At 39.6% G+C, this 26,307-nt stretch carries 22 protein-coding genes; 20 read left to right on the top strand and 2 right to left on the bottom strand.

All coding sequences use genetic code 11. From position 1 onward, the window contains the following. Positions 1-66 precede the first annotated feature (66 nt). From M030_RS0104690 to M030_RS0104635, 12 genes are all read left to right on the top strand, one after another. Positions 67-441, top strand: a complete 375-nt coding sequence (locus M030_RS0104690; RefSeq protein WP_002978466.1) for an ArsR/SmtB family transcription factor — start codon at positions 67-69, stop codon at positions 439-441. Beyond that, complete coding sequence (merTP, locus tag M030_RS0104685; RefSeq protein ID WP_002978464.1) at positions 438-1,031, top strand: mercuric transport protein MerTP; 594 nt, start codon at positions 438-440, stop codon at positions 1,029-1,031. Before M030_RS0104690 ends, merTP begins: the two co-directional genes overlap by 4 nt. 6 nt (positions 1,032-1,037) lie before the next feature. Next, positions 1,038-1,244 carry a GDCCVxC domain-containing (seleno)protein gene (locus M030_RS25855; RefSeq protein ID WP_002996045.1) on the top strand — a complete coding sequence of 69 codons (207 nt, stop codon included), beginning with the start codon at positions 1,038-1,040 and terminating at the stop codon, positions 1,242-1,244. A 197-nt stretch (positions 1,245-1,441) separates the two neighbouring features. After that, positions 1,442-3,442: a conjugal transfer protein MobC gene (gene mobC / locus M030_RS0104675; RefSeq protein WP_002978460.1), complete on the top strand. Its 2,001-nt coding sequence runs from the start codon at positions 1,442-1,444 to the stop codon at positions 3,440-3,442. A 199-nt stretch (positions 3,443-3,641) separates the two neighbouring features. Next, positions 3,642-4,274, top strand: a complete 633-nt coding sequence (locus M030_RS0104670) for a TetR/AcrR family transcriptional regulator (RefSeq protein ID WP_002978457.1) — start codon at positions 3,642-3,644, stop codon at positions 4,272-4,274. Positions 4,275-4,325: 51 nt separating this feature from the next. Next, the gene (locus tag M030_RS0104665; protein ID WP_002978454.1) at positions 4,326-5,609 is read left to right on the top strand and encodes a TolC family protein; all 1,284 of its coding nucleotides are present in this window, start codon (positions 4,326-4,328) and stop codon (positions 5,607-5,609) included. A 22-nt stretch (positions 5,610-5,631) separates the two neighbouring features. Then, positions 5,632-6,534 (top strand): HlyD family secretion protein, encoded by a 903-nt coding sequence (locus M030_RS0104660; protein ID WP_002978452.1) that lies wholly within the window; start codon positions 5,632-5,634, stop codon positions 6,532-6,534. A 2-nt stretch (positions 6,535-6,536) separates the two neighbouring features. Beyond that, on the top strand, positions 6,537-7,451 hold the full coding sequence (locus tag M030_RS0104655) for an ABC transporter ATP-binding protein (protein ID WP_002978450.1): 915 nt from the start codon (positions 6,537-6,539) through the stop codon (positions 7,449-7,451). A 1-nt stretch (position 7,452) separates the two neighbouring features. Beyond that, the gene (locus M030_RS0104650; RefSeq protein WP_002978447.1) at positions 7,453-8,199 is read left to right on the top strand and encodes an ABC transporter ATP-binding protein; all 747 of its coding nucleotides are present in this window, start codon (positions 7,453-7,455) and stop codon (positions 8,197-8,199) included. A 2-nt stretch (positions 8,200-8,201) separates the two neighbouring features. Then, positions 8,202-9,308, top strand: coding sequence for an ABC transporter permease (locus tag M030_RS0104645; protein WP_002978445.1), 1,107 nt, complete (start codon positions 8,202-8,204; stop codon positions 9,306-9,308). After that, on the top strand, positions 9,305-10,426 hold the full coding sequence (locus tag M030_RS0104640; RefSeq protein ID WP_002978443.1) for an ABC transporter permease: 1,122 nt from the start codon (positions 9,305-9,307) through the stop codon (positions 10,424-10,426). Before M030_RS0104645 ends, M030_RS0104640 begins: the two co-directional genes overlap by 4 nt. A 99-nt stretch (positions 10,427-10,525) precedes the next feature. Continuing rightward, positions 10,526-11,347 (top strand): RteC domain-containing protein, encoded by an 822-nt coding sequence (locus M030_RS0104635; RefSeq protein ID WP_002978441.1) that lies wholly within the window; start codon positions 10,526-10,528, stop codon positions 11,345-11,347. Between the two features lie 7 nt (positions 11,348-11,354). Here M030_RS0104635 and M030_RS0104630 read toward each other — a convergent pair whose 3' ends face one another. Both M030_RS0104630 and M030_RS0104625 read right to left on the bottom strand, forming a co-directional pair. After that, positions 11,355-16,802, bottom strand: a complete 5,448-nt coding sequence (locus M030_RS0104630; protein ID WP_002978437.1) for an N-6 DNA methylase — start codon at positions 16,800-16,802, stop codon at positions 11,355-11,357. After that, the gene (locus M030_RS0104625; protein ID WP_002978435.1) at positions 16,789-17,226 is read right to left on the bottom strand and encodes a DUF1896 domain-containing protein; all 438 of its coding nucleotides are present in this window, start codon (positions 17,224-17,226) and stop codon (positions 16,789-16,791) included. The genes M030_RS0104630 and M030_RS0104625 overlap by 14 nt, the downstream gene beginning before the upstream one ends. Positions 17,227-17,388: 162 nt before the next feature. On the opposite strand from M030_RS0104625, the gene M030_RS0104620 reads away from it, so the two are divergent. From M030_RS0104620 to M030_RS0104580, 8 genes are all read left to right on the top strand, one after another. Then, entirely contained in the window at positions 17,389-17,952 is a 564-nt protein-coding gene (locus tag M030_RS0104620; RefSeq protein ID WP_002978432.1) for a helix-turn-helix domain-containing protein, read from the top strand. Positions 17,953-18,036: 84 nt separating this feature from the next. Beyond that, complete coding sequence (locus M030_RS0104615; protein ID WP_002978430.1) at positions 18,037-20,451, top strand: heavy metal translocating P-type ATPase; 2,415 nt, start codon at positions 18,037-18,039, stop codon at positions 20,449-20,451. 99 nt (positions 20,452-20,550) lie between these two features. Continuing rightward, the gene (locus M030_RS0104610; RefSeq protein ID WP_002978428.1) at positions 20,551-20,772 is read left to right on the top strand and encodes a heavy-metal-associated domain-containing protein; all 222 of its coding nucleotides are present in this window, start codon (positions 20,551-20,553) and stop codon (positions 20,770-20,772) included. Positions 20,773-21,422: 650 nt separating this feature from the next. Further along, positions 21,423-22,301, top strand: coding sequence for a DUF3347 domain-containing protein (locus M030_RS0104600; RefSeq protein ID WP_002978422.1), 879 nt, complete (start codon positions 21,423-21,425; stop codon positions 22,299-22,301). A 45-nt stretch (positions 22,302-22,346) separates the two neighbouring features. Beyond that, complete coding sequence (locus M030_RS23745; RefSeq protein WP_002978420.1) at positions 22,347-22,751, top strand: hypothetical protein; 405 nt, start codon at positions 22,347-22,349, stop codon at positions 22,749-22,751. Between the two features lie 129 nt (positions 22,752-22,880). Then, positions 22,881-23,540, top strand: a complete 660-nt coding sequence (locus M030_RS0104590; protein WP_002978418.1) for a DUF3347 domain-containing protein — start codon at positions 22,881-22,883, stop codon at positions 23,538-23,540. Next, a complete protein-coding gene (locus M030_RS0104585; protein ID WP_002978416.1) occupies positions 23,541-23,990 on the top strand; it encodes a heme-binding domain-containing protein in 450 nt (149 codons plus the stop codon). Between the two features lie 24 nt (positions 23,991-24,014). Beyond that, positions 24,015-26,285, top strand: a complete 2,271-nt coding sequence (locus M030_RS0104580) for a multicopper oxidase family protein (protein ID WP_002978414.1) — start codon at positions 24,015-24,017, stop codon at positions 26,283-26,285. The last annotated feature ends 22 nt before the right edge of the window (positions 26,286-26,307 follow it).

The following is a 26,307-nucleotide window of genomic DNA, read 5'->3' as shown; positions in this document are numbered from 1 at the left end:
ATTCTGAAAGAATTTGAGTTGTATTTAAGTAATTGCTTAAATAAACAAATTGACTATCTTTGTGCTATGGACAATAATTCTTGCATACGACAACAAGCAGACATTAAACAAATAAACCGCTGTAAAGACCGAGTTTCAGAACTCAACGGTTCTTTTGACTATTTATCGAACGGACTTGAATTAGCGGGAAACAATGTAAGACTGAAAATACTCTTTCTACTTTATGAAGAAAAACGACTTTGTGTTTGTGATATAAGTGATATTCTTGGTATGACAATTTCAGCGGTTTCACAACACTTGCGGAAACTCAAAGACAGAAAACTTATTGAAACCGAACGAGAAGCTCAAACTATTTTTCACTCACTGACTAAAGAGTATGAAAAAATGCTGAAACCATTTTTCAAAATACTTGACGAAAACAAAATATTAGAAACAATATGAAAACTGACAAAAAATTAATTGGTGCAGGACTTTTGACTACAATTGCAGCTTCTCTTTGTTGCATCACACCAGTATTGGCTCTTATTGCAGGAACAAGCGGTCTTGCTTCCACTTTTTCTTGGCTTGAACCTTTTCGACCCTATTTTATCGGGTTGACAATTTTGGTTCTTGGTTTTGCTTGGTATCAAAAGTTGAAACCCAAAAAGCAGATAGATTGCAATTGTGAGACAGAAGAAAAACCAAAATTCATTCAGTCAAAAATGTTTTTAGGAATTGTAACAGCATTTGCAATCGTAATGCTTGCCTTTCCATACTACTCAAGCATTTTCTACCCAAAGACAGAAAAGCAAATTATAGCGGTGGACAAATCCAATATTCAAAAAGTAGAATTTACGATTAGCGGAATGACTTGTGCAAGTTGTGGCGAACACGTAAATCACGAAGTAAATAAATTGACAGGAATAATAAGTTCAAACGCCTCATACGAAAAAGGAAACGCAATCGTGGAATTTGACAACTCAAAAACGAATATTTCTGAGGTCGAAAAAGCAATTAACTCAACAGGATATTCTGTAACCGACAAAAAATAAAACCAAATGGAAATCATATTGCAATCAACAATTACTTGCCCCAACTGCGGACACAAGAAAGAAGAAACAATGCCGACAGACGCTTGCCAATATTTCTACGAATGTGAAAAATGCAAACAAGTTCTTAAACCAAAACAAGGAGACTGTTGTGTTTATTGTAGTTACGGAAGTGTTCCTTGTCCACCAATTCAGCAGGACAAAAAATGTTGCTGACGGACAGAAAACAGAAGAGCAACTAAAAGTATTTTTTATTTGGATGCTTCATAAATGTTACGATACAAAAGGATCATAGAAGCTACAACTCTTATCACTTCGCCAAACACTGCCACGCACCGCCATTGACTGCCACATTCTTATAGCCGCTGTGTAGAGCCTTTAAATTCACGCCCGAACATTAAAACTAAAAAAGAATGCAGGGAGAAGACGATTTAAGAGGTTTAGCCAAAATAATGGCTTTTATGCGGGCAGTCAGTATTCTTTTGGTGCTGATGCACCTTTATTGGTTCTGCTACGGGTTCTTTTTAGAACGTGGTTGGACGTTGGAAATAATCAACAAGATATTAGGCAATTTCGACCGGACGGCGGGCTTGTTTTCACATACCCTTTATACCAAGGCGTTCGCTTTGGTTTTGCTTGCTTTGAGTTGTTTGGGAACGAAAGGCGTAAAGAATGAGAAGATAACCTGGGCTAAAATCTACGTGGCTTTGGGCGTTGGTTTTGTGCTGTTCTTTCTGAACACGCCGTTGTTAAAGCTATCTCCGGTAATAGGCACATTTCTGTATATCCTTACTATCTCGTTAGGTTATATTGCTTTGCTGATGGCGGGCGTATGGATGAGCCGCTTGCTTCGTACCAACTTAATGGACGATGTTTTCAACAACGAGAACGAGAGCTTTCAACAGGAAACAAAGCTGATGGAAAATGAATATTCCGTTAACCTGCCCACCAAATTTTACTACAAAGGCAAATGGAACAACGGTTGGATAAACATTGTAAATCCTTTCAGGGCATCAATCGTGTTGGGTACTCCGGGTTCCGGTAAATCTTATGCCATCGTAAACAACTACATCAAGCAGCAGATTGAGAAAGGCTTTAGTATGTATATATATGATTTTAAATTTGACGACCTTTCCACCATTGCCTACAATCATTTATTGAAGCATCGGGATAAGTACAAAGTTCAACCAAAATTCTATGTGATAAATTTCGATGACCCACGCAAGAGCCATAGGTGCAATCCACTCAATCCCGATTTTATGACAGACATTTCCGACGCTTACGAAGCGGCTTACACCATAATGCTGAACCTCAACCGTAGCTGGATACAGAAGCAAGGGGATTTTTTCGTGGAAAGCCCAATTATCCTATTGGCTGCCATTATTTGGTATCTGAAAATCTATGAGGATGGTAAGTATTGTACATTCCCGCACGCCATTGAATTGCTGAATAAAAAGTATTCGGACGTATTTACCATTCTGACCTCATATTCCGATTTGGAAAACTATCTTTCTCCGTTTATGGATGCCTGGCAAGGTGGCGCACAAGACCAATTGCAGGGACAGATTGCATCGGCAAAAATCCCTTTGTCAAGAATGATTAGCCCGCAGTTGTATTGGGTTATGACTGGCGATGACTTTACGCTCGACATCAATAACCCAAAAGAGCCTAAAATTTTGTGCGTGGGTAATAATCCCGACCGCCAAAATATCTACTCCGCAGCATTGGGTTTGTACAATTCCCGTATTGTTAAGCTCATCAACAAAAAAGGGCAATTAAAGAGTTCAGTAATCATAGATGAGCTGCCCACAATTTATTTTAGGGGACTGGATAATCTTATCGCAACAGCGAGAAGTAATAAGGTGGCTGTATGTTTGGGCTTTCAAGACTTTTCGCAATTAACGAGGGATTACGGCGACAAAGAAAGTAAGGTAATACAGAATACCGTCGGCAATATATTCAGTGGTCAGGTGGTTGGAGAAACGGCAAAAAGCCTTTCGGAACGCTTCGGAAAAGTATTGCAGAAACGCCAGAGTATGACCATTAACCGCAACGATAAATCTACCTCAATTTCCACACAATTAGACAGCCTTATTCCGGCTTCCAAAATTTCAACTTTGACACAGGGTATGTTCGTAGGTTCTGTATCGGATAACTTTGATGAGCGCATCGAGCAAAAGATTTTCCACGCTGAAATCGTGGTGGATAATGACAAGGTAGCAGCAGAAACCAAAGCCTATAAGCAAATACCGCAAATCCTTTCTTTCGTAAACGAGCAGGGCGAGGATAAAATGAAACAGCAGATTGAAAGCAACTACCGTCAGATAAAACAAGACATTGTACAGATTATCGAAATGGAATTGGAGCGTATCAAAAATGACCCGGATTTGCAACATTTGGTGCAGCAAGAATAAGAGCGTTTTAGGATATATCCATCAAAAACAGGGCTGTACTTTTTACAGCCCTGTTTTTTTGTACAGCACTATTACTAACCTTCTCGTTATCAAGTTTCAAGAATAATTTCGAAAACTAAATTTAATCAAATGATTAAAATATTTGGATAAATCAAGAATAAGTTTTTACATTTGTCACTGAAAAGAATTTTAATGTAAAATGGCTAAAAGTAAAGAAGTAAAGAAGTTAGACACTTCTACTGAAGAAAAGATAAAGAACGCTGCTCGTATCGTATTCCATAAAAAAGGGTTTGCGGCAACACGTACAAGGGACATTGCAGAGGAAGCAGACATTAACCTTGCTTTGCTCAATTATTATTTCCGCAGTAAAGAAAAGTTGTTTGATATTATAATGCTTGAAACCGTAACGGGTTTTATGCACACTATGGCAACGATATTGAATGACGAGAAAACCTCTTTAGAAAAGAAAGTAGAATTGGTTGCTTCCCATTATATAGACTTTATTACCCAAGAGCCGAATATCCCCATTTTTATGTTGAACGAAATCCGTAACAATTCGGGCGGTCTGTTAGAAAAATTACCAATCAAACAAATAGTAATGAGTTCTGCATTTGTCAAACAACATCAGGAAGCTGTTGCAAAAGGAAAAATTACCGAACCAAACCCATTGCATTTTTTGATGAATTTATTGAGCTTGGTTGTTTTTCCTTTTATCGGACAACCATTGTTACAGGGAATAAGCGGGTTGGATGAAACACAGTTTAACAAGCTGATGCAGGAGCGTAAAAGATTGATACCTGTTTGGATAAAAGCGATGATGAAAGCGAAATAAATTTTTTTGTCCATAAGTTAATCAAATGATTGAAACTAAAAATTAAATAAAATGATTAAAGTAATTCATAAACAAAAATCAAAATGGCTGATAGGCTTATTGCTGATGTGCAGCCATTGGGCAATGGCACAACAAAACAATTCATTGACCCTTGACCACTGCCTTGAAATGGCAAAACAGAATTATCCTTTGATAAAGCAGTACACGCTGATAGAAAAGACAAAGGAATATTCTATTGCCAACGCTCAAAAAGGGGTTTTACCTCAATTCAATATAGCAGGACAGGCAACCTATCAATCGGCTGTTACCCAAGTCCCGATTTCATTGCCCAATGTGGATATTCCTACAATGAGCAAAGACCAATACAGGTTATATGGCGAGGTATCGCAGTCCATTACCGACCTGTTTACCGTTAAAGACCAAAAGGAATATATCAATGCCAATTCGGAAATAGAAACACAAAAAACAGAAGTGGAACTATACAAGCTAAGGGAACGCATCAACAACCTTTATTTCGGAATATTATTGATTGATGCCCAAATCCAGCAGACCGAACTACTTAAAAAGGATATTAAAAGCGGCATCGAAAAAACCAATGTAGCCATTGCCAACGGCGTAGCATTGAAAAGCACAGCCGACAACCTGAAAGCCGAGTTGCTGAAAGCAGACCAGCGCACCATTGAACTGAAAGCCACACGCAAAGGCTATGCCGATATGCTGGCTTTGTTCATCGGCAAGTCGATTGATGAAAATACCGTTCTTGAAAAACCACATAGGCAAATGCTTACACCCACAATCAACCGCCCCGAACTGAAACTTTACGACTTACAGAAAAAATCCTTTGACGTACAGGAAAAGCTGATTACCGCTAAAAACCTGCCTCGTTTGAGTGCATTTTTTCAAGGCGGTTTTGGCAGACCTGGTTTGAATATGCTGGATAATGATTTTCAAGGTTACTATATCGGTGGTTTACGGTTGAGTTGGAACATTACAGGTTTCTATACTTATAAGAACGAAAAGAAAATGCTTGCTAACAATCAAAGTTTGATAGACATACAACGAGAAACTTTTTTGTTCAATACCAACCTCACATTGAAACAGCAAAACGCTGATATAACCAAAATGCAGGATTTGATTGAAACCGATAAGAGCATTGTTATACTTCGTGAAAGCGTAAAGAACACCACACAAAATCAACTTACTTATGGTACGGCAACCACAAACGATTACCTCATTGCGGTAAATGCCGAAGACCAGGCGAAGCAAAGTTTGATTTTACACGAAATACAGCTTTTAATGACAGAGTACAACGCTCAAACAACAGCAGGAAATTAGTAACAATAAAAAAAGTAGAACAATGTATAAAATAAAAACAATCGCATTGATAGCAAGCATCGCAACAGTGCTTACTGCTTGCAACAATAACAAAGTTTCATTTGATGCTTCGGGAAGTTTTGAGGCAGAAGAAACCATTATTTCATCGGAAGCCACAGGCACAATCAAGCAGTTCAGCATCGAAGAGGGGCAAACATTGGAAGCAGGACAAACCATTGGCTACATAGACAGCTTGCAGTTGTATCTGAAGAAAAAGCAGTTGGAAGCACAGGTTACAGCCATTTTGGGAAAAAAGCCCAATATACCTGTTCAGCTATCTGCCTTGCAGGAACAGCTTAGAACGGCTGAAAGAGAAAGGACAAGAGTTGCTAATTTGGTAAAAGGCGATGCAGCCACACCCAAACAGTTAGATGACATCAACGCACAGATTGAAGTATTGAAAAAACAAATCGAAGCACAAAAATCAACGTTGAGCATTTCAAGCGAGGGCTTAGGCAAAGACGTTGTGCCATTGCAGGTGCAGATTGAGCAACTGAACGACCAGCTTGCAAAATGCTATATCATAAATCCCGCAAGTGGAACGGTACTTTCCAAATATGCCGAAGCCAACGAAATGACGTCAGCGGGAAAACCGCTTTACAAAATCGCCAATTTATCCAACATTATTTTGAGGGTTTACATCACAGGCGACCAACTACCACAGGCAAAATTGAACCAAACAGTAAAAGTGCTTACCGATGACGGCAAAGGCGGTTACAAAGAAACCGCAGGTACAATCATTTGGATAAACGACAAAGCGGAGTTTACACCCAAAACCATTCAGACCAAAGACGAAAGGGCAAATATGGTATATGCCGTGAAGATAAAAGTTAAAAATGACGGTTTATACAAAGTAGGTATGTATGGCGAAATAAAATTCCAATAGCAATGGCAGACGTTGTATTAAATAACATTGTAAAGACCTACAATAAAGGCGAAGTAAAGGCAGTAAACGATGTTTCTTTTGAGGTAAACAAGGGCGAATTGTTTGGCTTGATTGGAGCAGACGGAGCAGGAAAAACAAGCATTTTCCGCATACTTACTACGCTATTGCTTCCCGATAGCGGTACGGCTTCCGTAAATGGTTTTGACGTAGTAAAAGACTATAAAGCCATTCGCAAAAATGTAGGTTATATGCCCGGCAAATTTTCATTGTATCAAGATTTATCAGTAGAGGAAAACCTCAACTTTTTTGCAACCGTATTCAATACCACCGTTGCGGAAAATTACGATTTGGTAAAGGATATTTATGTACAGTTAGAGCCGTTTAAAAATCGAAGAGCAGGAAAATTGTCTGGTGGTATGAAGCAGAAACTGGCTTTGTGTTGTGCTTTAATTCATCGCCCAACAGTATTGTTTTTAGACGAGCCGACCACAGGCGTAGATGTAGTTTCAAGAAAAGAATTTTGGGAAATGCTGAAAGGCTTAAAACAGCAGGGCATTACCATTTTGGTTTCAACCCCTTATATGGACGAAGCCACGCTTTGCGAACGCATCGCATTGATACAAAACGGCAGCATAATGTCTATTGATACGCCCGATACTATCATCAAACAGTTTCCCGACAAGTTGTTTGCAGTAAAGGCAAACGATATGGGTAAACTCTTGAATGCTTTGCGAAACAACACACAGATAAAAAGTTGTTTTTCATTTGGCGACTTTCATCACATCACGTTTCAAAATGATAATGAGCGTTCACAAAATGAACTGATACAAACCTTGCAGGAAGCCGATTTTCAAGACATTGAACTCAAACACATCACACCAAGCATTGAAGATTGCTTTATAAATCTGATGAACTGATATGACAAACGAAGTAGTAATAAAAACAGAGAAATTAACCAAGCGTTTTGGCGATTTCATCGCTACAAACGAAGTTACGTTTGAAGTGTACGAAGGGGAAATTTTCGGTTTCTTAGGTGCAAACGGTGCAGGAAAAACAACCGCAATGAAAATGCTTTGCGGGCTTTCCAAACCCTCATCGGGCAATGCTACCATTGCAGGTTTTGACATTTACAAGCAGACCGAAGAAATTAAAAAGAACATCGGTTATATGAGCCAAAAATTTTCATTGTACGAAGATTTAACGGTAATAGAAAATATTCAATTCTTTGGCGGTATTTATGGTTTATCCGATAAGCAACTAAACGCAAAAAGCAATGAACTGATTGAAACATTGGGATTGCAGAGCGAAGCAAAAAAATTAGTGGCTTCTTTGCCTTTGGGTTGGAAACAGAAATTAGCGTTTTCAGTTGCCGTAATACACGAACCTAAAATTGTGTTTTTAGATGAACCCACAGGAGGCGTTGACCCTGTAACAAGACGGCAGTTTTGGGATTTGATTTATTCGGCAGCCGATAGAGGTATTACCATTTTCGTAACTACCCACTATATGGACGAAGCCGAATACTGCAACCGTATTTCTATGATGGTGGACGGAGTAATAAAAGCATTGGACACACCTGCCAATTTAAAACAACAATATTCAGCCGCTTCAATGGACGATGTATTTTATAAGTTGGCAAGAGGAGCAAAACGAAAATCAGATTAAAGATGAAACAGTTTTTATCATTTGTAAGAAAAGAATTTTATCACGTATTCCGTGATAGCAAAACGCTGTTAATGCTATTCGGCTTGCCTATAGTGCAGATTGTGCTGTTTGGTTTTGCACTCACAAACGAAATCAAAAATTCCAAAATAGTTATTTGCGATTATGCAAAAGATGAAGCCACACAACAAATCATCAACAAGATAGAAGCAAGCAGGAATTTTGAAATTCAGAAAGCATTAATGAGCCACAAACAGATTGAAGAAGCCTTTAAGGAAGGAAACACAAAATTGGCAATTATTTTTCCTACCAATTTCAATAAAGACTTATTGCACTTAAATCAGGCACAAGTTCAGATTATTGCCGATGCTTCCGACCCCAACACTGCCAACACATTAACTAATTACGCAACCAATATCATTATGGATTATCAGCAGGAGTTGATGAAAAACAATGCAATGCCATTCCGTATAGTTCCCGAACTGCGGATGTTGTACAATCCCGAATTGAAAGGAGCAACCAACTTTGTGCCAGGCGTAATGGCATTGGTGCTAATGCTGATTTGTGTGATGATGACTTCCGTTTCCATAGTTCGGGAAAAAGAAACAGGCACAATGGAAGTGCTGTTAGTTTCACCTTTCAATCCCTTTTTGGTTATCATTTCAAAAGCCATTCCGTATTTGTTTTTGTCGTTAATCAATCTTACGATAATTCTTGTATTAAGCATTACGCTTTTGGATATGCCTATAAATGGCAGCGTTTTACTACTATTCGCAACAAGCACCTTGTTGATTATTTGTGCTTTGTCTTTGGGCTTATTGATTTCAAACGTAACACAGTCGCAGCAAGCAGCAATGCTTATTTCAATGATGGGTATGTTAGTACCTACAATGTTATTTACAGGCTTTATGTTCCCTATCGAAAATATGCCTGTTCCGTTGCAGGTCATTTGTAACCTCATTCCTTCAAAATGGTATTACACCATTGTAAAATCAATAATGATAAAAGGGCTTGGATTTAGTGCTATATGGAAAGAAATATTGGTGCTTTTCGGAATGACTTGTTTTTTATTGGTAGTGAGCTTCAAAAAATTTAAAACCCGATTGGTATGAGAACGCTAAAATTTTTATTGCAAAAAGAGTTCAAACAAATCTTTCGTAATAAAGCGTTGTTACCGTTGATTTTTGTTGTGCCGATAGTTCAGTTGCTCATACTTCCGTTGGCAGCCGATTACGAAGTAAAGAACATCAACATTTCAATCGTTGACCACGACCATTCTACTTATTCGCAACAACTGATTTCAAAAATTACCGCTTCGGGATATTTCCAATTGGCAGATTACGGAAACTCATTTCAAAGTGCATTTAATCAGATTGAAAAAGATAAATCCGATTTGATTTTGGAAATACCGCAGGGATTTGAAAAGAACTTAGTTCGTGAAAATGAGCAAAAATTATTTATTGCTGTTAATGCAATCAATGGTGTAAAAGCAGGTTTGGGCGGTGCTTATCTCGCACAGATTATTTCGGCATACAATAATGATATTCGCTTGCAATGGGTACAACCCGATAAGTATAATACTGCACCTGTTATTACCGTTGCTTCATCAAATTGGTTCAATCCATTTATGAACTATCGTTTTTTTATGGTTCCGGGCATTTTGGTTGTGTTGGTAACAATGGTAGGGGCTTATATGTGTGCATTGAACATTGTAAAAGAAAAAGAAGTCGGCACTATTGAACAAATCAACGTTACACCGATTAAGAAATATCAGTTTGTATTAGGCAAGCTCATTCCGTTTTGGGCAATCGGAATGTTAATTTTTAGTATCGGCTTGTTCATTGTAGCACGTTTTGTTTACGGCATTGTTCCTGTCGGAAGTTTGCTTTTGTTGTATGGTTATTTGTCAATTTATCTGATTGCTTTATTGGGTTTGGGATTACTCATTTCCACATTTGCCGAAACACAACAGCAGGCAATGTCGGTAGCCTTTTTCTTCATTATGATTTTTATGCTGATGAGTGGCTTGTTCACTCCGCTTGACGGAATGCCTCAATGGGCTTACATCATAGCAAAGAGTATTCCTGTAACTTATTTTATTGAGGTAGTACGAATGATAATTTTGAAAGGAAGCGGTTTTTCCGACATCAAATATCATTTTATTATTATGATTGGATTTGCTGTTTTATTGAACGGCTTGGCGATTTGGAATTATAAAAAGACGAGTTAGATGTAATGCTGATTTTCCTATTCAACAAATAGGAAAATGCCTAAATATTATGATTTAGGCATTTTTTTAATAACCGGAACATCATCCAATGTAAATTAAATGGACAAATTCTATAATGAAATATTACATAAATTAGAAACTGCAATTCAGGAACTGGAGATTGAAACCGACTGCCCGATAAAAAGAATAGAAGCGGTTATAGAGCTTATCATTCAAAGCCTTGCCGATTTAAAGGAATTTGTATTGAAGCACGACTTTAAAAATATGGAAGAGGAAATCCATTTTTTCAAGTATCAGAAACCTGTTATTGTTTCAAAGCTCATTTACTACAATTCCATCTATAAAATAGAAACGAGAAGACCGTATGGAAACAAGCGCACCAAGAAATATTTTACCAAAGAACTAAAAAAGCTAAAAAGGTTCTTTGAGAATAACCTTGATTTTTACAAGTATTACCGCAGTAACAATTCTTTCGTTGACGAGAAGTTTTTTGTACGTGGGAAGCACGATATAAGGTTATGGTTGGACACTTTTTATTTCGAGGCAGACCACCGCTTTTCTACTTCGCACGATTATAAGGTTGCCAAGATAATTGCCAATGACCTGATACAAGTTTATTTGGAAGACAGGCTGAATAACATCAATGTGAAAAAGGGTTCGGACAATTCATTGAAATGGACAGCAAGCAAAACAGCACTTACAGAATTGATTTATGCACTGTACTCCCACGGTGTATTTAACAATGGGAATGCAGACATAAAATTGATAGCTAAAACTTTTGAAGATGCCTTCAATATTGAATTAGGCGATTTTTACCACACATTTATGGAACTGAAAGCCCGTAAGATAAACCGGACGAAATTCCTTGACAGCCTGTGTGAAGCACTGATAAAGAAAATGGACGAACAGGACGAAAAGTAAACGACCATTACAATACGCCACGCGACAGATGAACACCTTTCGTCCGTATAATACTTTCCTGAACCTTTGGAGCTTCTTTCTGCTTTTCTACCTGCTCCGGGACTGCTTCCCCTTGCTTAACAGGTTCTATTGAAAGCTGTATCTTCCTTTCTACGGCTGCCAGTTCCGTTTTAAGTTCACTCAATCGACTTTCTTTAGACCACGTACCGTTAACCACTTCCTGAAGTATAGGTAGGTCTTTCTGTATTTCAGCGATTTTTTCCTGTTCCTGTTTTACAAAGCCCGGCAGCTTTTCCAAAGCCCTTAAAAAATTCATTGTGGCAGTTTCAGGGTCCTTTGCCATCAGCCCGTTATTGTAGGTGTATTTGATATTTCCCTCGCCCTGTACCAAAAAGCGGTTTACCCGAATATCCGAACCCTCTTTTTCCGACATTTCTGTTTTGACCAACAGCGTAAAACCATACAAGCTGCCTATCTCTTCATACTGACCTGCGGTGCGGGCTTTGTCCGCAATCTCGTTCAGCTTCGCACCGATTTGTTTCGGATTTGCATTGGGCGGCAAACCATCCAACAGCACAGGGTTTTCGATTGTACCGTCCGAACGCTTTTGGAGGCGTTGCTGTAAGTTTTCCCAGTCGGTACTCATCCGGCTCAAACGGGATTGAGTGCTTTGCAACATTTCCATATAATCCTGTACCTTAAATTTGGCACTGGATTTAGAGCGGTTGAACGCCTGCTTTTCGCTTTCCAGTCCGGCAATCTGTTTTTCCAGTTTGGCTTTATCCAACAGGTCTGTATTTCCTGACAGGATTGCCACATATTCCGAAAAGTTCATTCCCGATTTTTCGTCCATACTTCCCTCGTCAATCGTTCTTTTGGTCAGGTTGTTAGTCTTTAACTGGTCGATGAAAAGCTGCTTATTATACAGCAGGTTGAATTTGTAACTGTCCAACGATTTTTCAACTGCATAGATAATCACAGCAACTTTATTATCGGCAAAGAATTTGGCAATCTCATTGCCTTTTCTGATTGCCCGCCCGTCCCTTTGGGCAAGGTCAGACGGTCGCCACGGTGTATCTAAATGATGAACGGCAACGGCTCTTTTCTGTGCGTTTACGCCAGTTCCGAGCATACTTGTAGAACCAAATAAAACACGGATTTTGCCCTCATTCATCCCGTTGATAAGTTCCCTACGTTGCTTGTCATTTTTCGCCTCCTGAATAAACCTTACTTCATTCGCAGGTATGCCGTGGTCTTCCACGAGCTTGCGTTTGATTTCGGAGTACACATTCCATTCGCCTGGCTTATAGGTTCCCAAATCGGAGAAAACGAACTGCGTTCCTTTCTGTGCTTTGAACTGATTGTAATACTTAGCAATGTTTGCCGCACAATGCGAAGTCTTATTGTCGGGATGGTCGTCATAGATACCACTTACCATACGCATATCGAGCGACATCTTACGGGCATAGTCCGTCGCAATGAGCATCTTTGCTTTTTCTTCCCTTTGCGATAATGGTTCTCTACCGAGCAAAGTAGCATCGCCCGTTTTGGCAAACTGCATCAGGCTTTGGATAAAGGCTTCTTGGTCGGGCGTTGGCGGTATGTTGTACAATACCTCGTTCTTAGTGGGGCGGTCAATACCAATATCCTTAGCCGTTCTGTAATCCGTGATTTCAGAATAGAACTGCGCCAGTTCCGGCACTTTGATAAAGTAGCGGAAACGCTCTTTGGCTACAATATTGTTAGCTACCGAAAATTCATAATCGGTCGTTTTCCTTGCGTAAATAGCTGCCCACGCATCAAATGAATGAATGCCCTGTTTTTCCAATGCACGAGGGCGCAGGTATTTGAACAGCAGGTACAGCTCTGTTAATGAATTGCTGATGGTTGTACCAGAAAGAAAGGTTGCGCCCATATCCGCATTGGTACGTTCTTGAATGGTACGGATTGCAAACAGCAGGTTCAGTGCCTTTTGGCTGCCGTCCACGTTCCCCAGTCCGGCAACCCGTGTATGACGGGTGTTGAACATCAGGTTTTTGAACTGGTGGCTTTCGTCCACAAACAAATGGTCTATGCCCATCATCTTAAAGTCCACAATATCATCCTTACGGTTTTCAATATCGTGTTGCAGCGTTTTCAGCTTTACTTCAAGATTTTCTTTCCGCTTGATTACCCCGGCGAGCATTCCCCTTGTCACTTCCTTGCCCTGCGATTTCAGGGCATCGAGATTGCGCTCTACGCTGTCCAGTTCTATTTCGAGGATTTCCTTTTGTATTTCGGGCGATTGCGGTATCATTCCGAACTGGTCGTGCGTAAGTATCACGCAATCCCAATCATTATTTTTAATATTCCCGAAAATCCGCAGGCGTTTTTTCGGCGTAAAATCATCAATACCCGGATAAAGGATTTTGGCGTGTGGATAGGCTTTACGGTAGTCTTCGGCAATGGCAGGTATATTTGCTTTCAGCCCGATAATCATCGGCTTATGGGCTAATCCCAAACGCTTCATTTCCTGCGCTGCGGTACACATTATCAGCGTTTTTCCTGCGCCTACTTCGTGGTCGCAGATAGCACCGTTGTTCAGCTTTATCATCCAAACGGTGTCCTTTTGACTTGAATACAGGTCTTCAATGCCTGCTCCCTTGCGGTCTAATCCCGGAAATTCCTGATGGCTTCCGTCATAGTTTGGGCGAACGAAACAATTAAAGGTATCGTTGTACTGGTCGGTCAGCCTGTTTTTAAACTCATCGTTCTGTGCGTGTAGCCAGTCGGTAAAGGCGGTACGGATTTCGTCAATCTTGGTGTTCGCCATTTGTATGGCTTCCATATCCCGTACTTTAACCTCTTGGTCGCCAACCAGTACTTTTTTGGTAATATCAGGCGTGTTATTGACAAGGGCGTGTTTGAGCAGGGCAATACCGTCAAACGTGCGGCTTTCCGCTTTGACGGCATATTTTTCCCAAATGTGCATATTGCCCTGATGACACTTTACAGAAAAGTCGTCGGAGCTTTCGGAATAATGAACCAGTACATCCGCATCAAACAGGTGCGAAGCGAAACGGGCATAAATCCCAGTAGGTATCCACCGTTCGCCGAGGTTAAAATCCAATTCCTCAAAGTCAATACGTTTTGGTCGGGCTTCCTCTAAAGCGTTAAGGCTTTCTTTGGCTTCGGTATCATCGGGATTGTTTTCGAGATAGGCTCTTACGTCGTCGGCTTTCTCAACTACGTTACCTGCAATCCAACGTTCAGCTATTTCGTATTCCTGTTGTAGCGGATTGAAGAACAACCGCCCGTGCAGGGCTTCTTTAAGGGTATCGGTAGGCAGGCTGCTGATTTCGGACATAAAGTCCAAATCCACATTTCCGTATTTGTTCAGCGAGGCGGCTAAAGCCTCTTCGGGATTGTCGGTTGCTAACGTAGTGGTAGAAAAGCTAACGGGACGGCTGAAAATATCCGCTTTGTGGATTACGCCGCCAATGATACGCTCCAGATAGGGGATTTCTTTGCCTGCGCTGTCGGTCTTTATCAGCTTGGCATTGTCGGCAGCATTGAGATTACCGTATTTTTTGACAAAGCCATCGTACAGGAGGTTCAGCGTTTCCCTTTCTTCTTTATGCTCGGTCTGCTTTTCAGCTTCTTTTTGGTACAGGTTGATATAACTGTCCCTTACGGCTATATAGGCTTCGGCTCTTGCTTTCTGTGAGCTCGGCAATTGCAACGGATGAAAGGTTGCTGTTGCCTTGTCGTCGTTCCTTTGCACATCTTGCAGATAACCAACCCAACCGTTATCTACCACAAGGCAATCGTTACGGTGGAGTGATTGCAGTTCGCCAGTGTACGGGGCAGGTTCAGGAATAGCATTAATATTGGTAGTGGCAATGGCTGTCTTATCAGACTGGCCATTACCGTTTGTTTGTGAAAACAGGTCGCCAATAGCTTCCTGTTTTTTGTCGTTAACCTGGTTGGTTCCATTAATAGCACCATTGGATTTTAGCGGTGTATAGGGCTGCTGCCTTACACTGCTGAACAGGTCGGGCTGACGACCTATTGTACCTTTTCTTTTTTTAGTGCTTTGCCTTTTAGTTTGGGTAGTTCTTTTAGGCGGAGCAAGTACCATTACAGGTTCGCCCGCACTTTCAAACAAGTCAAAAATGCTTAGTTGCTTTAATTCCTGCGGGCTTTCCTGACGGACTACCGGAGTAGGTACAGGTTGCGGCTTTTGCTGAATGATTACAGGGTCTATGACCGGAGGTGTAACTTTTGGTTCAATAGGAATTTGTATAACAGGCTCGTCGTTCTGTTCGCCTTTGTATAAACTCAAATTCAGATGCTTTCCAAAATCTTCGGAAAGCATTTGCTTCAAATCTTTGGCAATGCCCTCAACACCGTCTTTATGCGTATAGATTAAGGCAGGTTGCCCGTATGGGTCGGTATCTAATTTTTGGTCGGTATGGATAATTCTTGTACTGTCCTGAAAGAGCGCATTGCCAGGCATATTGTATTCAGATGGCTTGCTTTGGCAAAACAGATCTTCCCTGTCGGTCAGATTTTCTTTTGCCGTATTTTTTTGCAGGATAATCAGGTCGCTGCCGACTTCCGTACCTGCATATTCGGTAAACAGGTTGTTAGGCAATCTTACAACCGAAACCAAATTATTATCCTGCATCAACGCCCTGCGTATGGGTTCGTTCTTAGGGCTGTTCAGAATGCCCTGTGAAGTGATGTAAGCCAACAAACCGCCCTCACGGAGCATATCAGCACCTTTCAGAAAAAAGTAATTGTGTATGCTTCGGGCAGCTTGTTCCTTTGCGCTGTTTCTACTGCGTGAATAAGAAAGGTCAAATACGGAAGTATCGCCAAAAGGGATATTACTGGCGATTACATCATAGGTGTTTTGTTCCCTTTCGGGGATTTCCTCAAAGCCGTTTATACGGATATTGATTTCGGGGTAAAGCTGCTTTAAAATCTTGCCTGTAAGCAAGTCCTTTTCATAAGCGGTAACACTGGCTTTCTGATTTTCCGAAAAGGATTGGATGAATGAACCGATACCTGCGGAGGGTTCGAGGAATTTATCAATGTGCAGACCATTATCCCGCAAGGCAGATGAAATGGCATCTATAACTTTTGGTGGGGTATAAAAAGCCGTCAGTACGGAACTTTTCAGACTATCCACATACTTGCGGTATTGCTTATCGTCTTCGGAATTTTCTTTGAGTAGTTGGTGGAGTTCCTGCGTGAGTGGAAAAAGGTCGTGTTCTGTTTTTCTCCAATGATTGATGTCTATTTCGTTTTCTACGGGGTTCAGAACGAATTTAAGACCGCCAAATCCGCTGTATCGCATCATTAGCAGTCTTTCGCCTACGGTGGCTTGCCGTTTCTCCTTTTCCAGTTTAAAAACAATTCGCAGGGCATCAATATTCTGTTGGAGATGGAACCGCTTACTGAAGCCCATTTTCCTCAATCCATATTGAGATGGTTCCGGTCAGTTCGGTATAGAGTACATCAAACTCATTTCCGTTGGCGAAATCATCGGTTAATTCATATCCTGCGAAAACAGGCTCACAAACGGGGAACATTTTAAGGGCGAACGGTCGCAGCTCCTCGTCTGCCATTATGGCATCAAACTCATTGCATACCACTTTGAAAACCGTGTTGAACTTGGAGAAGTGCAAGCCCTCAAAAAGTATGTAGTTGGCTATTTCGTCGCATTGCTCAATGGCGTTTCCCGAACGGAAAGCACCCTCATAAGCATTGGCAGCCCACGAAGACCGTTGGTCAATAAATTTTTGGTCGTGCGCCTTTTCAGGAAAGCTGCTGTTTAATAATTCTTGCAGTCGTAATCTGAAATACGACAGGTCTTTTTGCTGTACATCCATACTTATTTTGTTTAGAATTTTACTTAAATCCTAAAATTATAGCAGTACATAAGCCCCTTTGCAGAAGTGGCAGGGTTTGGCTTTGAAAGGCGGGATTTGGCGTAGAATGGTATGATGCCAAAGATTAATTTGTACCTTTGTTAAGGTCGTAAAAAGGTATATATGAGTACACTCTTTATTAAAAATATGGTTTGCAACCGCTGTATTATGGTGGTGCAAAATGAATTGGATAAGTTAGGTCTGAACGTAAAAAAAATCAAACTTGGAGAGGTAGTATTGGATAAAGAGATTACATCCGAAGAAAAAAATAATGTAGATAAGGTTTTAATTCCATTAGGCTTTGAACTTATTGACGATAAAAAAAGCCGCATAATTGAAAAGATAAAAAATATAATTATTGACCTTGTGCATCATCAGGACAACCACGCCAAAACCAATCTTTCGGATGTGCTAAGTAGTCAACTGCACCACGATTATAATTATTTATCTAATCTCTTTTCGGAGGTAGAGGGTACTACCATTGAAAAATACTTTATTGCCCAAAAAGTAGAAAAGGTAAAAGAGCTATTGGTATATGATGAGCTTTCTTTGAGTGAAATTGCCTTTCGTTTAAACTATTCGAGTGTGTCCTACCTAAGCAACCAGTTCAAAAAAGTTACAGGGCTGACACCGAGCTATTTCAAACAGATAAAAGAAGATAAAAGGAAGCCATTGGATAGTTTGTAAATCTTACACATAAATTCCAAAATTTCACAATAGCACCCACCCATATAATAGCCAATTTTGTACTGTTAATTAAATCAGGCAAATATGGCAACGAATAATAAAGAAACTATTTATCTTCCCTTAGAAGATGTAGAAAGCGAACATTGTGCGTTAATCGTTGAAAAAGGATTGGCACAGGTCAAAGGCATCGAAACCCACAAAGTAGAGCTAAACAACCGCAGGGCAGCTATCACGGTAGATAACAGCGCAGCGATAGGCGCAGCGGTAAAAGCAATCAAAGATTTAGGTTACGGCGTTTCTACTGTAAAACATACATTCCCTGTATTGGGAATGACCTGCGCATCCTGTGCAGGCAGTGTAGAAAGTATTGTAAAGCATCAGGAGGGCGTTATAGAAGCATCCGTAAACTTTGCTACGGGAAATCTTACCGTGGAATACCTACTCAATATGACCGATGCCACCAAACTGCAAAAGGCGATACAGTCCATAGGTTACGATTTACTGGTAGAAGAAGAAAATAAGCAGCAGGAAACATTAGAAGCTATCCACGCTGAAAAGTTCCAAAAGCTAAAGACTAAAACCGTATGGGCTATTGCGCTGTCATTGCCTGTTGTATTGATAGCAATGTTCTTTATGGATATGCCCTATGCAACCCCTATAATGTGGCTGTTCTCTACTCCTATTGTATTGTGGTTAGGCAGGGATTTTTTCATCAATGCCTGGAAGCAGACAAAACATCGTTCAGCCAATATGGATACACTGGTAGCATTGAGTACAGGTATCGCTTATCTGTTCAGCGTATTCAATATGTTGTTTGCAGATTTTTGGCATCAGAGAGGACTACACGCCCACGTATATTTTGAAGCAGCAGCCGTAATTGTCGCATTTATCCTGTTAGGGAAACTATTGGAAGAAAAAGCCAAAGGCAATACCTCTTCAGCCATTAAAAAACTGATGGGCTTACAACCCAAGACCGTTATTGTTATACAAGCGAATGGAACCGAAAAACAAACCGCTATTGAAGAGGTAAACGCAGGCGATGTTATTCTTGTAAAGCCGGGCGAAAAGATTGCGGTGGACGGTATGGTTACTTCGGGCAGTTCCTACGTTGATGAAAGTATGTTGAGTGGCGAGCCTGTACCTGTACAGAAAAAAGAAAACGAAAAAGTATTTGCGGGAACGATTAACCAAAAAGGAAGTTTCCAATTCAAAGCGGTTAAAGTCGGAAGGGAAACAATGCTTGCCCATATCATCAAAATGGTTCAGGATGCGCAAGGCAGTAAAGCACCAGTACAAAAGTTGGTAGATAAGATTGCAGGAATTTTTGTTCCCGTTGTGATAGGGATTGCTATTCTCACATTTATCCTATGGTTTATTTTAGGCGGCAACAATGGCATAGTTCAGGGATTGTTAGCGGCTGTTACGGTATTGGTTATTGCCTGCCCTTGTGCTTTGGGATTGGCTACGCCTACCGCTATAATGGTTGGCGTTGGCAAAGGTGCTGAAAACGGTATTCTGATAAAGGATGCCGAAAGTTTGGAATTAGCCAAAAAAGTTGATGCCATTATTTTAGATAAAACAGGAACGATAACAGAGGGTAGACCAGAGGTAACAGGTATCGAATGGCTAAACAATGATGATGCAACGAAAGATATTTTATTAAGCATCGAAAAGCAATCCGAACACCCATTGGCAGAAGCGGTAGTGAAACATTTAGACGGTGTACAAACCACTACTTTATCACTGTTCGATAGTATTACAGGAAAAGGTGCAAAAGCCAATCACAACAACGAAACCTATTTTGTAGGCAATAAAAAGCTATTGGCAGAAAACAACATTACCATTGCGGAGCAACTGCAAAAGCAAGCGGATGAATGGGGAAAACAATCCAAAACAGTTATTTGGTTTGCCGACAGCAAACAGGCGCTTTCCGTTATCGTCATTTCTGATAAAATCAAAGAAACATCGGTCGAAGCCATCCGGCAAATGCAGGATATGGGCATAGAATTGTATATGCTTACGGGCGATAATGAAGCCACTGCAAAAGCCATTGCAAAGCAAACTGGCATCGGGCATTACAAGGCAGAGGTATTGCCACAGCACAAAGCCGATTTTGTAAAGGAACTTCAAAGCAAAGGCAAAGTAGTGGCAATGGTTGGCGACGGTATTAATGACAGCACAGCTTTGGCAACAGCCGATGTAAGTATTGCAATGGGTAAAGGTTCCGACATTGCATTGGATGTTGCCAAGATGACCATTATTTCATCAGACCTTACCAAAATACCACAGGCAATAAAACTTTCAAAACAGACCGTAGCCACTATTAAGCAAAATCTGTTTTGGGCATTCATCTATAATTTAATCGGCATTCCTATTGCGGCAGGTATCTTATTCCCAATAAATGGCTTCCTGCTGAACCCGATGATTGCAGGTGCAGCAATGGCATTGAGCAGCGTGAGCGTGGTAACTAACAGCCTGCGGTTGAAGTGGAAAAAATAAAACATTAAATATCACAAATCAAATAAGAAATTCCACAACAATACAGAACGGTATAGTGCTGAAATTTGTGGTATCAAACAACAATCAAAATTTAAGACAATGGAAAATAAAGAATTTCAATTTAAGACGAACATCAATTGTGGCGGTTGTATAGCATCTGTAAAGCCGCATTTGGACAATGCAGAGGGCATCTGCCATTGGGAAGTTGACACCGCCAATAAAGACAAGGTACTTACAATAAAATCAGAGGGTATTACCGAAGACCAGGTAATTGAAACAGTACAAAAAGCAGGCTTTAAAATCGAACCTTTAAACGCTTAATATATTGAATTTATAATGCCCTTTTTAGCAACCTGACCTGATAAAAAGGGCATTATATCTTTAAAAATGGAAAAAAAATGCGGCTTTATTAAACATTTGGTATCAAACACCAAAAAAAGAGGGAAAGCCATCAAAAAAAGATAATCTTATTTGTAACTTTGTAGTGTTGAAAAATTTGGGTAAACATATCAGCTTTGTTCTCTTACTGTGTTTGGGATTTTTCCTTATGCCGAGCATAAGCTATGCCTGCGCCAAAAAAACAACTAAGACGGAACAAAAATCCTGCTCAAAAGAAAAATCTGAAAAATCGCAGCACAAAAACAGTTGCAAGGACAAGTCCTGTAAAAAATGTAAGGATGGTCACGACTGCGGAGGCAATTGCAAACACAGTTCTTGCAGATGCGGTGCTTCAACAACTTCTTTAAGTGTACCTGTTGTAATCGAATTGAAAGCAAAAAATCTGTTTGCAGAAGCAAAAAAGCAAAAATTCGGTTTCAAACAAGCCTATTATTCTTCAGGCTTTTTCTCCATTTGGCTACCGCCTAAAATAAGCTAAATCTGTTGCTTGACAGCCACAGGTATGTCTTGTCGAAAACCCAATCCAGTTTTCGCACCCCTTTTGTATATCTTATTAAATTAAAATTTTCAAAATGAAATCATTATCAAAAATAGTGATGGTAATCGGCGTATTACTATCATCAATAAACAGTTTCGCACAAATCAAAAATGCGAAAACAGAAACCGTAAAAATTTACGGCAATTGCGGAATGTGTAAAACAACCATCGAAAAGGCAGGAAATATAAAAAATATAGCTGCTGTAGAATGGAATAAAGACAGCAAAATGGCTACACTCAGCTATGATGATAAAAAAACAAATCAGGATGAAATATTGAAACGTATCGCTTTGGCTGGTTACGACAGCGAAAAATTCTTAGCTCCTGATGATGTTTATGCTAAACTTCCGGGATGTTGCCAGTACAGCAGAGAACTAAAGCCAGTAGCAAAAACCAAAGATGCTGCTATGGATATGAAAAATGAACACGCCAATCATAACCAAAGCGGTATGGCTCAAAAAAATATCACTGAAACGCAAAATGTACCACAGTTAAAAGCCGTTTTCGATAACTACTTTTCGGTAAAAGATGCCTTGGTAAAAACCGATGCAGGTACTTCTTCGGCAAAAGCGGTAGAATTGGTCAAAGCCATCAAAGCGGTAGAGATGACAAAACTTTCTACCGACGAACATACCGTTTGGATGAAAGTAATGAAAGATTTAACGGCTAATGCCGAAAAGATTGCTGCTTCTAAAGATGTTGCAAAACAAAGGGAAACTTTCGCTTTGCTTTCTAAAAATATGTACGAATTAGCTAAGGTATCTAAACAAGAGACACCTGTTTATTATCAGCATTGTCCAATGTATAACAATGGTAAAGGTGCAAATTGGTTAAGTAAGGAAGAGGCTGTTAAAAACCCGTATTACGGCTCTCAAATGCTTAACTGTGGTAGTGTGCAGGAAACTATTAAATAGCAAACAAAAAATAATTGTTATGGAAAGTATGAAAACCAACACGGAATGCAACATAAACAAAAGAGTGAAGAAAATAACCCCAATTACTCTTTAGCAATGTACAAACGCTTTGCTGTAATGGCTGTTGCAATGTTTATAGCTATGTATTTTATTATGTATGCTATGATTGAAGGATTGAATAATCTTATCCCGAACATCAACAATTTATATATGACGCTGCTGATGGTTTCAGCAATACTGATTATTGAATTATTGATAATGAAAGGAATGTATCAAAACAAAAAAATCAATTGGGCAGTCATTGCGGTTTCTCTTGCGATTGGTATCTTTTCGTGGTTTGGCATTAGGGAGCAAATAAATGTGGGCGATAAGCAATTTGTAAAAGGGATGATACCGCATCACGCATCAGCAGTATTAATGTCCAAAAAAGCTAAGCTTACCGATCCCTAATTAATTGAGCTACAAAAGAACGTACTGGAAACACAAGCAAAGGAAATCGAATTTATGAAGCGAAAGCTGAAAGAATTTGAAAACAAGTAAACAACAAAAATTTCTGTAATAACATTAAATAGCATTAAAATGAAAAATATATTTTTCTCCATCGCATTGGCAACGGTTGCAATAATATCACTTTCGTGCAATCAGTCTTCAAATAAAAGCAACGACCAGCAAGCTAATGACAGTACAACAATATCAGAAACTCAAGATTTGTCATCAGCAACACAAAATGATACAGATAGTACAATGGCATTAATAGATGCCACAGCAAAAAAAACTGAACAACAAGAAGTAAAAGAGGTATCGCAAAACTTCTCTATTGCACCTATTGTTAAGGATTATCTTGTTTTAAAAAATGCACTCGTTGCAGATAATGACAGAGCAGCGGCTAATGCAGGAAAACAACTTTTTGCTAATTTAAACAAGGTGGATCTGAAAACCATACCTGCCAACAAGCATAAGGAGTTTATGGATATTTTCGAAAATGCTAAGGAAAATGCGGAACACATTGGCGACAATGCTGGCAAAATAGACCATCAAAGAGAGCATTTAGCATCGTTAAGTAAAGATGTTTCCGACCTTATTGCATTATTTGGGACTACACAAAAACTATATCAGGACTATTGCCCAATGTACAATGATGGTAAAGGTGCGGTTTGGATTAGCGAAGCCAAAGCAATAAAAAATCCATATTACGGTAATCAGATGCTTACCTGCGGTTCTGTAAAAAAAGAGTTCTAAATGAAGAAAGTATTAAAGATAATTTTAGCAATAGTGCTGTTTATTTTTATTGCAATTCAATTTTATCAGCCTGCCCTTAATGTAGATAAAGGGCAGGTTTACACCACCGATTTTACGCAAGTCTATAAAATGCCTGTTGAAGTAAAAGCGATGCTCCAAACCTCTTGCTACGATTGTCATAGCAACAATACCAAATACGTTTGGTACGATTATATACAGCCTGCGAGAGCCATAGTAGAAAATCATATTAACAACGCAAAAGAAGATTTGAATTTCAATGAATGGGGTACATACACAAACAGGAAACAAGAAAGATTATTAAACTCAATCAAAGAACAAATAGAAACGAAGCAAATGCCCTTATCATCATATACAATGATGCATAAAAATACAAAACTGAATGATGAGCAAATCAAAATATTAACCAATTGGTTAAAAGAGCAGGAGTAAGTTTCATTAATAAAAAATATAAAAATGAATATACCCAGAAATATTACCATAAGATTGCTACAGGGAGTTTTTATACTGCTATGTTCGCAATCCCTCTTCGCACAAAAAGTAGTGCGATACGAGCTGTATGTAAAAGATACGCTTGTGAACTATGCAGGAAAAGAAAAAAGGGCTATTGCAGTAAACGGTCAGATACCAATGCCAACGCTCACATTTACTGAGGGCGACACTGCCGAGATTGTGGTGCATAACCAATTAAAAGAAAGTACATCACTGCATTGGCACGGCGTGTTTTTGCCCAACAAAGAAGATGGTGTGCCTTGGCTTACACAAAAGCCTATTGAACCAGGAACAACATATACCTATCGTTTTCCGATTATCCAACACGGAACGCATTGGTATCATTCCCATTCAGGTTTGCAGGAGCAGATTGGAATGTATGGCAGTTTTGTGATGAAAAAGCGTGATGACGATAAAACCTTTAGAAAAGGAATTGATGATTTGCCGACCGTACCCATCATTTTAAGCGAATGGACAAACCTAAATCCCGATAACATTAACCGTATGTTGCACAACGCCAATGATTGGGCAGCGATAAAAAAGAATGCTACACAGTCCTATGCGGAAGCCATCAAAGACGGTCATTTCAAAACCAAATTGACCAACGAATGGAAACGTATGTTGGCAATGGACGTAAGCGATGTGTATTATGACAAAATATTAATCAACGGAAATCATACTACCGATTTAAAAACAGTTGATGGCAAAAAACTAAAAGCAGGAGATAAAGTAAGATTAAGAGTATCAAACGGCGGAGCATCATCCTATTTTTGGTTACGATATGCAGGCGGTAAAATTACAGTAGTAGCCAATGATGGTAATGATGTAGAGCCAGTAGAGGTAGATAGATTAATCATTGCGGTTTCCGAAACTTATGATATTGTGGTAACAATTCCTGACGATGGAGTTGCCTACGAGTTTTTAGCCACAACCGAAGACAGAACACAATCGGCAAGCTATTTTGTAGGCAATGGTATCAAACAGTTAATATCGCCACTCCCAAGATTGAAATATTTTGAGGGGATGAAGATGATGAACGATATGATGAAGATGAATGGAGATTTGGACGATATGGGTATGAAAATGAGCCTGAACCAAATGGATATGAATGTGGTAATGTATCCCGAAATTACTGGAGAGGCTAAACCTAAAGAAGACCATAGCGGGCACAATATGAATATGGATAATGACCCCAACCGTTACAATGCAAATGCTTTGGGAGAAATCAAAACGCTGAATTATGCAATGTTGCAATCTCCTTACAATACGGAACTTCCTAAAGATGCTCCGGTCAAAGAATTGAAGTTTACCCTTACGGGAAATATGAACCGATATGTATGGAGTATGGATAATAAAATACTTTCTGAAACCGATAAAATACCCGTAAAAAAAGGAGAAATTTTACGAATTACCATATATAACAACTCAATGATGCGCCACCCGATGCACCTGCACGGTTTCGATTTCAGGGTAATCAACGGTAAAGGCGAAAAATCACCACTGAAAAATGTGTTAGATATAATGCCAATGGAAACAGATACCATTGAATTTTTGGCAAACGAAGAAGGAGATTGGTTTTTCCATTGCCATATCCTATATCATATGATGTCGGGGATGAACAGGGTTTTTGCTGTGGATGACTATAAAAATCCAAACTTACCCAACAAGAAACAAGCATACAATAAATTACAGAGAGAGAGCAATATGCCACATTTTATGGCACAGAACGATTTTGCAACCAATGGTAATGATGGCGAGGCAATGTTTCAAAATGCAAGATGGAGTTTAGGCACAGAATGGCGTTTAGGTTACAATGATATGCACGGTTACGAAGTAGAAACACATTTAGGAAGATACATCGGAAAAATGCAGTGGTTTATGCCATTTATAGGCTTTGACTGGCGTTACCGTAAAATGGGAATAGATGAACACGAAACCAATTTATTCGGGCAGAAAAACGAAAAAGATACACGTAGAGCCTTTAGTTTAGGTTTTATGTACACCTTGCCAATGTTAGTCAATTTTCAGGCAGAAGTATATCACGATGGTATCGTTCGCCTGTCTTTAATGCGAGAAGATATACCAATTTCAAAAAGATTAAGAGCTGGTTTTATGGTCAATACCGATATGGAATATATGGCAGACTTGAAGTATATCATCAATAAGAATATAGGTATTCGTACACACTATGATAGTGATATGGGCTTGGGTATAGGGCTGTCACTAAATTATTAAGGATTATGCACCATTCCCCTCC

This window comes from Chryseobacterium sp. UNC8MFCol, assembly GCF_000482305.1.
GTDB classification, from domain to species: Bacteria; Bacteroidota; Bacteroidia; order Flavobacteriales; family Weeksellaceae; genus Chryseobacterium; species Chryseobacterium indologenes.
Note: the sequence above shows the minus strand (reverse complement) of the source record. Positions and strands in the feature narration are given on the sequence as shown.

Bases quoted from the DNA above. Each gene is read 5' to 3' on its own strand.
- M030_RS0104690 (WP_002978466.1), top strand. From the start codon at position 67: ATGGACAATAATTCTTGCATACGACAACAAGCAGACATTAAACAAATA.
- merTP (WP_002978464.1), top strand. From the start codon at position 438: ATGAAAACTGACAAAAAATTAATTGGTGCAGGACTTTTGACTACAATT.
- M030_RS25855 (WP_002996045.1), top strand. From the start codon at position 1,038: ATGGAAATCATATTGCAATCAACAATTACTTGCCCCAACTGCGGACAC.
- mobC (WP_002978460.1), top strand. From the start codon at position 1,442: ATGCAGGGAGAAGACGATTTAAGAGGTTTAGCCAAAATAATGGCTTTT.
- M030_RS0104670 (WP_002978457.1), top strand. From the start codon at position 3,642: ATGGCTAAAAGTAAAGAAGTAAAGAAGTTAGACACTTCTACTGAAGAA.
- M030_RS0104665 (WP_002978454.1), top strand. From the start codon at position 4,326: ATGATTAAAGTAATTCATAAACAAAAATCAAAATGGCTGATAGGCTTA.
- M030_RS0104660 (WP_002978452.1), top strand. From the start codon at position 5,632: ATGTATAAAATAAAAACAATCGCATTGATAGCAAGCATCGCAACAGTG.
- M030_RS0104655 (WP_002978450.1), top strand. From the start codon at position 6,537: ATGGCAGACGTTGTATTAAATAACATTGTAAAGACCTACAATAAAGGC.
- M030_RS0104650 (WP_002978447.1), top strand. From the start codon at position 7,453: ATGACAAACGAAGTAGTAATAAAAACAGAGAAATTAACCAAGCGTTTT.
- M030_RS0104645 (WP_002978445.1), top strand. From the start codon at position 8,202: ATGAAACAGTTTTTATCATTTGTAAGAAAAGAATTTTATCACGTATTC.
- M030_RS0104640 (WP_002978443.1), top strand. From the start codon at position 9,305: ATGAGAACGCTAAAATTTTTATTGCAAAAAGAGTTCAAACAAATCTTT.
- M030_RS0104635 (WP_002978441.1), top strand. From the start codon at position 10,526: ATGGACAAATTCTATAATGAAATATTACATAAATTAGAAACTGCAATT.
- M030_RS0104630 (WP_002978437.1), bottom strand. From the start codon at position 16,802: ATGGGCTTCAGTAAGCGGTTCCATCTCCAACAGAATATTGATGCCCTG.
- M030_RS0104625 (WP_002978435.1), bottom strand. From the start codon at position 17,226: ATGGATGTACAGCAAAAAGACCTGTCGTATTTCAGATTACGACTGCAA.
- M030_RS0104620 (WP_002978432.1), top strand. From the start codon at position 17,389: ATGAGTACACTCTTTATTAAAAATATGGTTTGCAACCGCTGTATTATG.
- M030_RS0104615 (WP_002978430.1), top strand. From the start codon at position 18,037: ATGGCAACGAATAATAAAGAAACTATTTATCTTCCCTTAGAAGATGTA.
- M030_RS0104610 (WP_002978428.1), top strand. From the start codon at position 20,551: ATGGAAAATAAAGAATTTCAATTTAAGACGAACATCAATTGTGGCGGT.
- M030_RS0104600 (WP_002978422.1), top strand. From the start codon at position 21,423: ATGAAATCATTATCAAAAATAGTGATGGTAATCGGCGTATTACTATCA.
- M030_RS23745 (WP_002978420.1), top strand. From the start codon at position 22,347: ATGCAACATAAACAAAAGAGTGAAGAAAATAACCCCAATTACTCTTTA.
- M030_RS0104590 (WP_002978418.1), top strand. From the start codon at position 22,881: ATGAAAAATATATTTTTCTCCATCGCATTGGCAACGGTTGCAATAATA.
- M030_RS0104585 (WP_002978416.1), top strand. From the start codon at position 23,541: ATGAAGAAAGTATTAAAGATAATTTTAGCAATAGTGCTGTTTATTTTT.
- M030_RS0104580 (WP_002978414.1), top strand. From the start codon at position 24,015: ATGAATATACCCAGAAATATTACCATAAGATTGCTACAGGGAGTTTTT.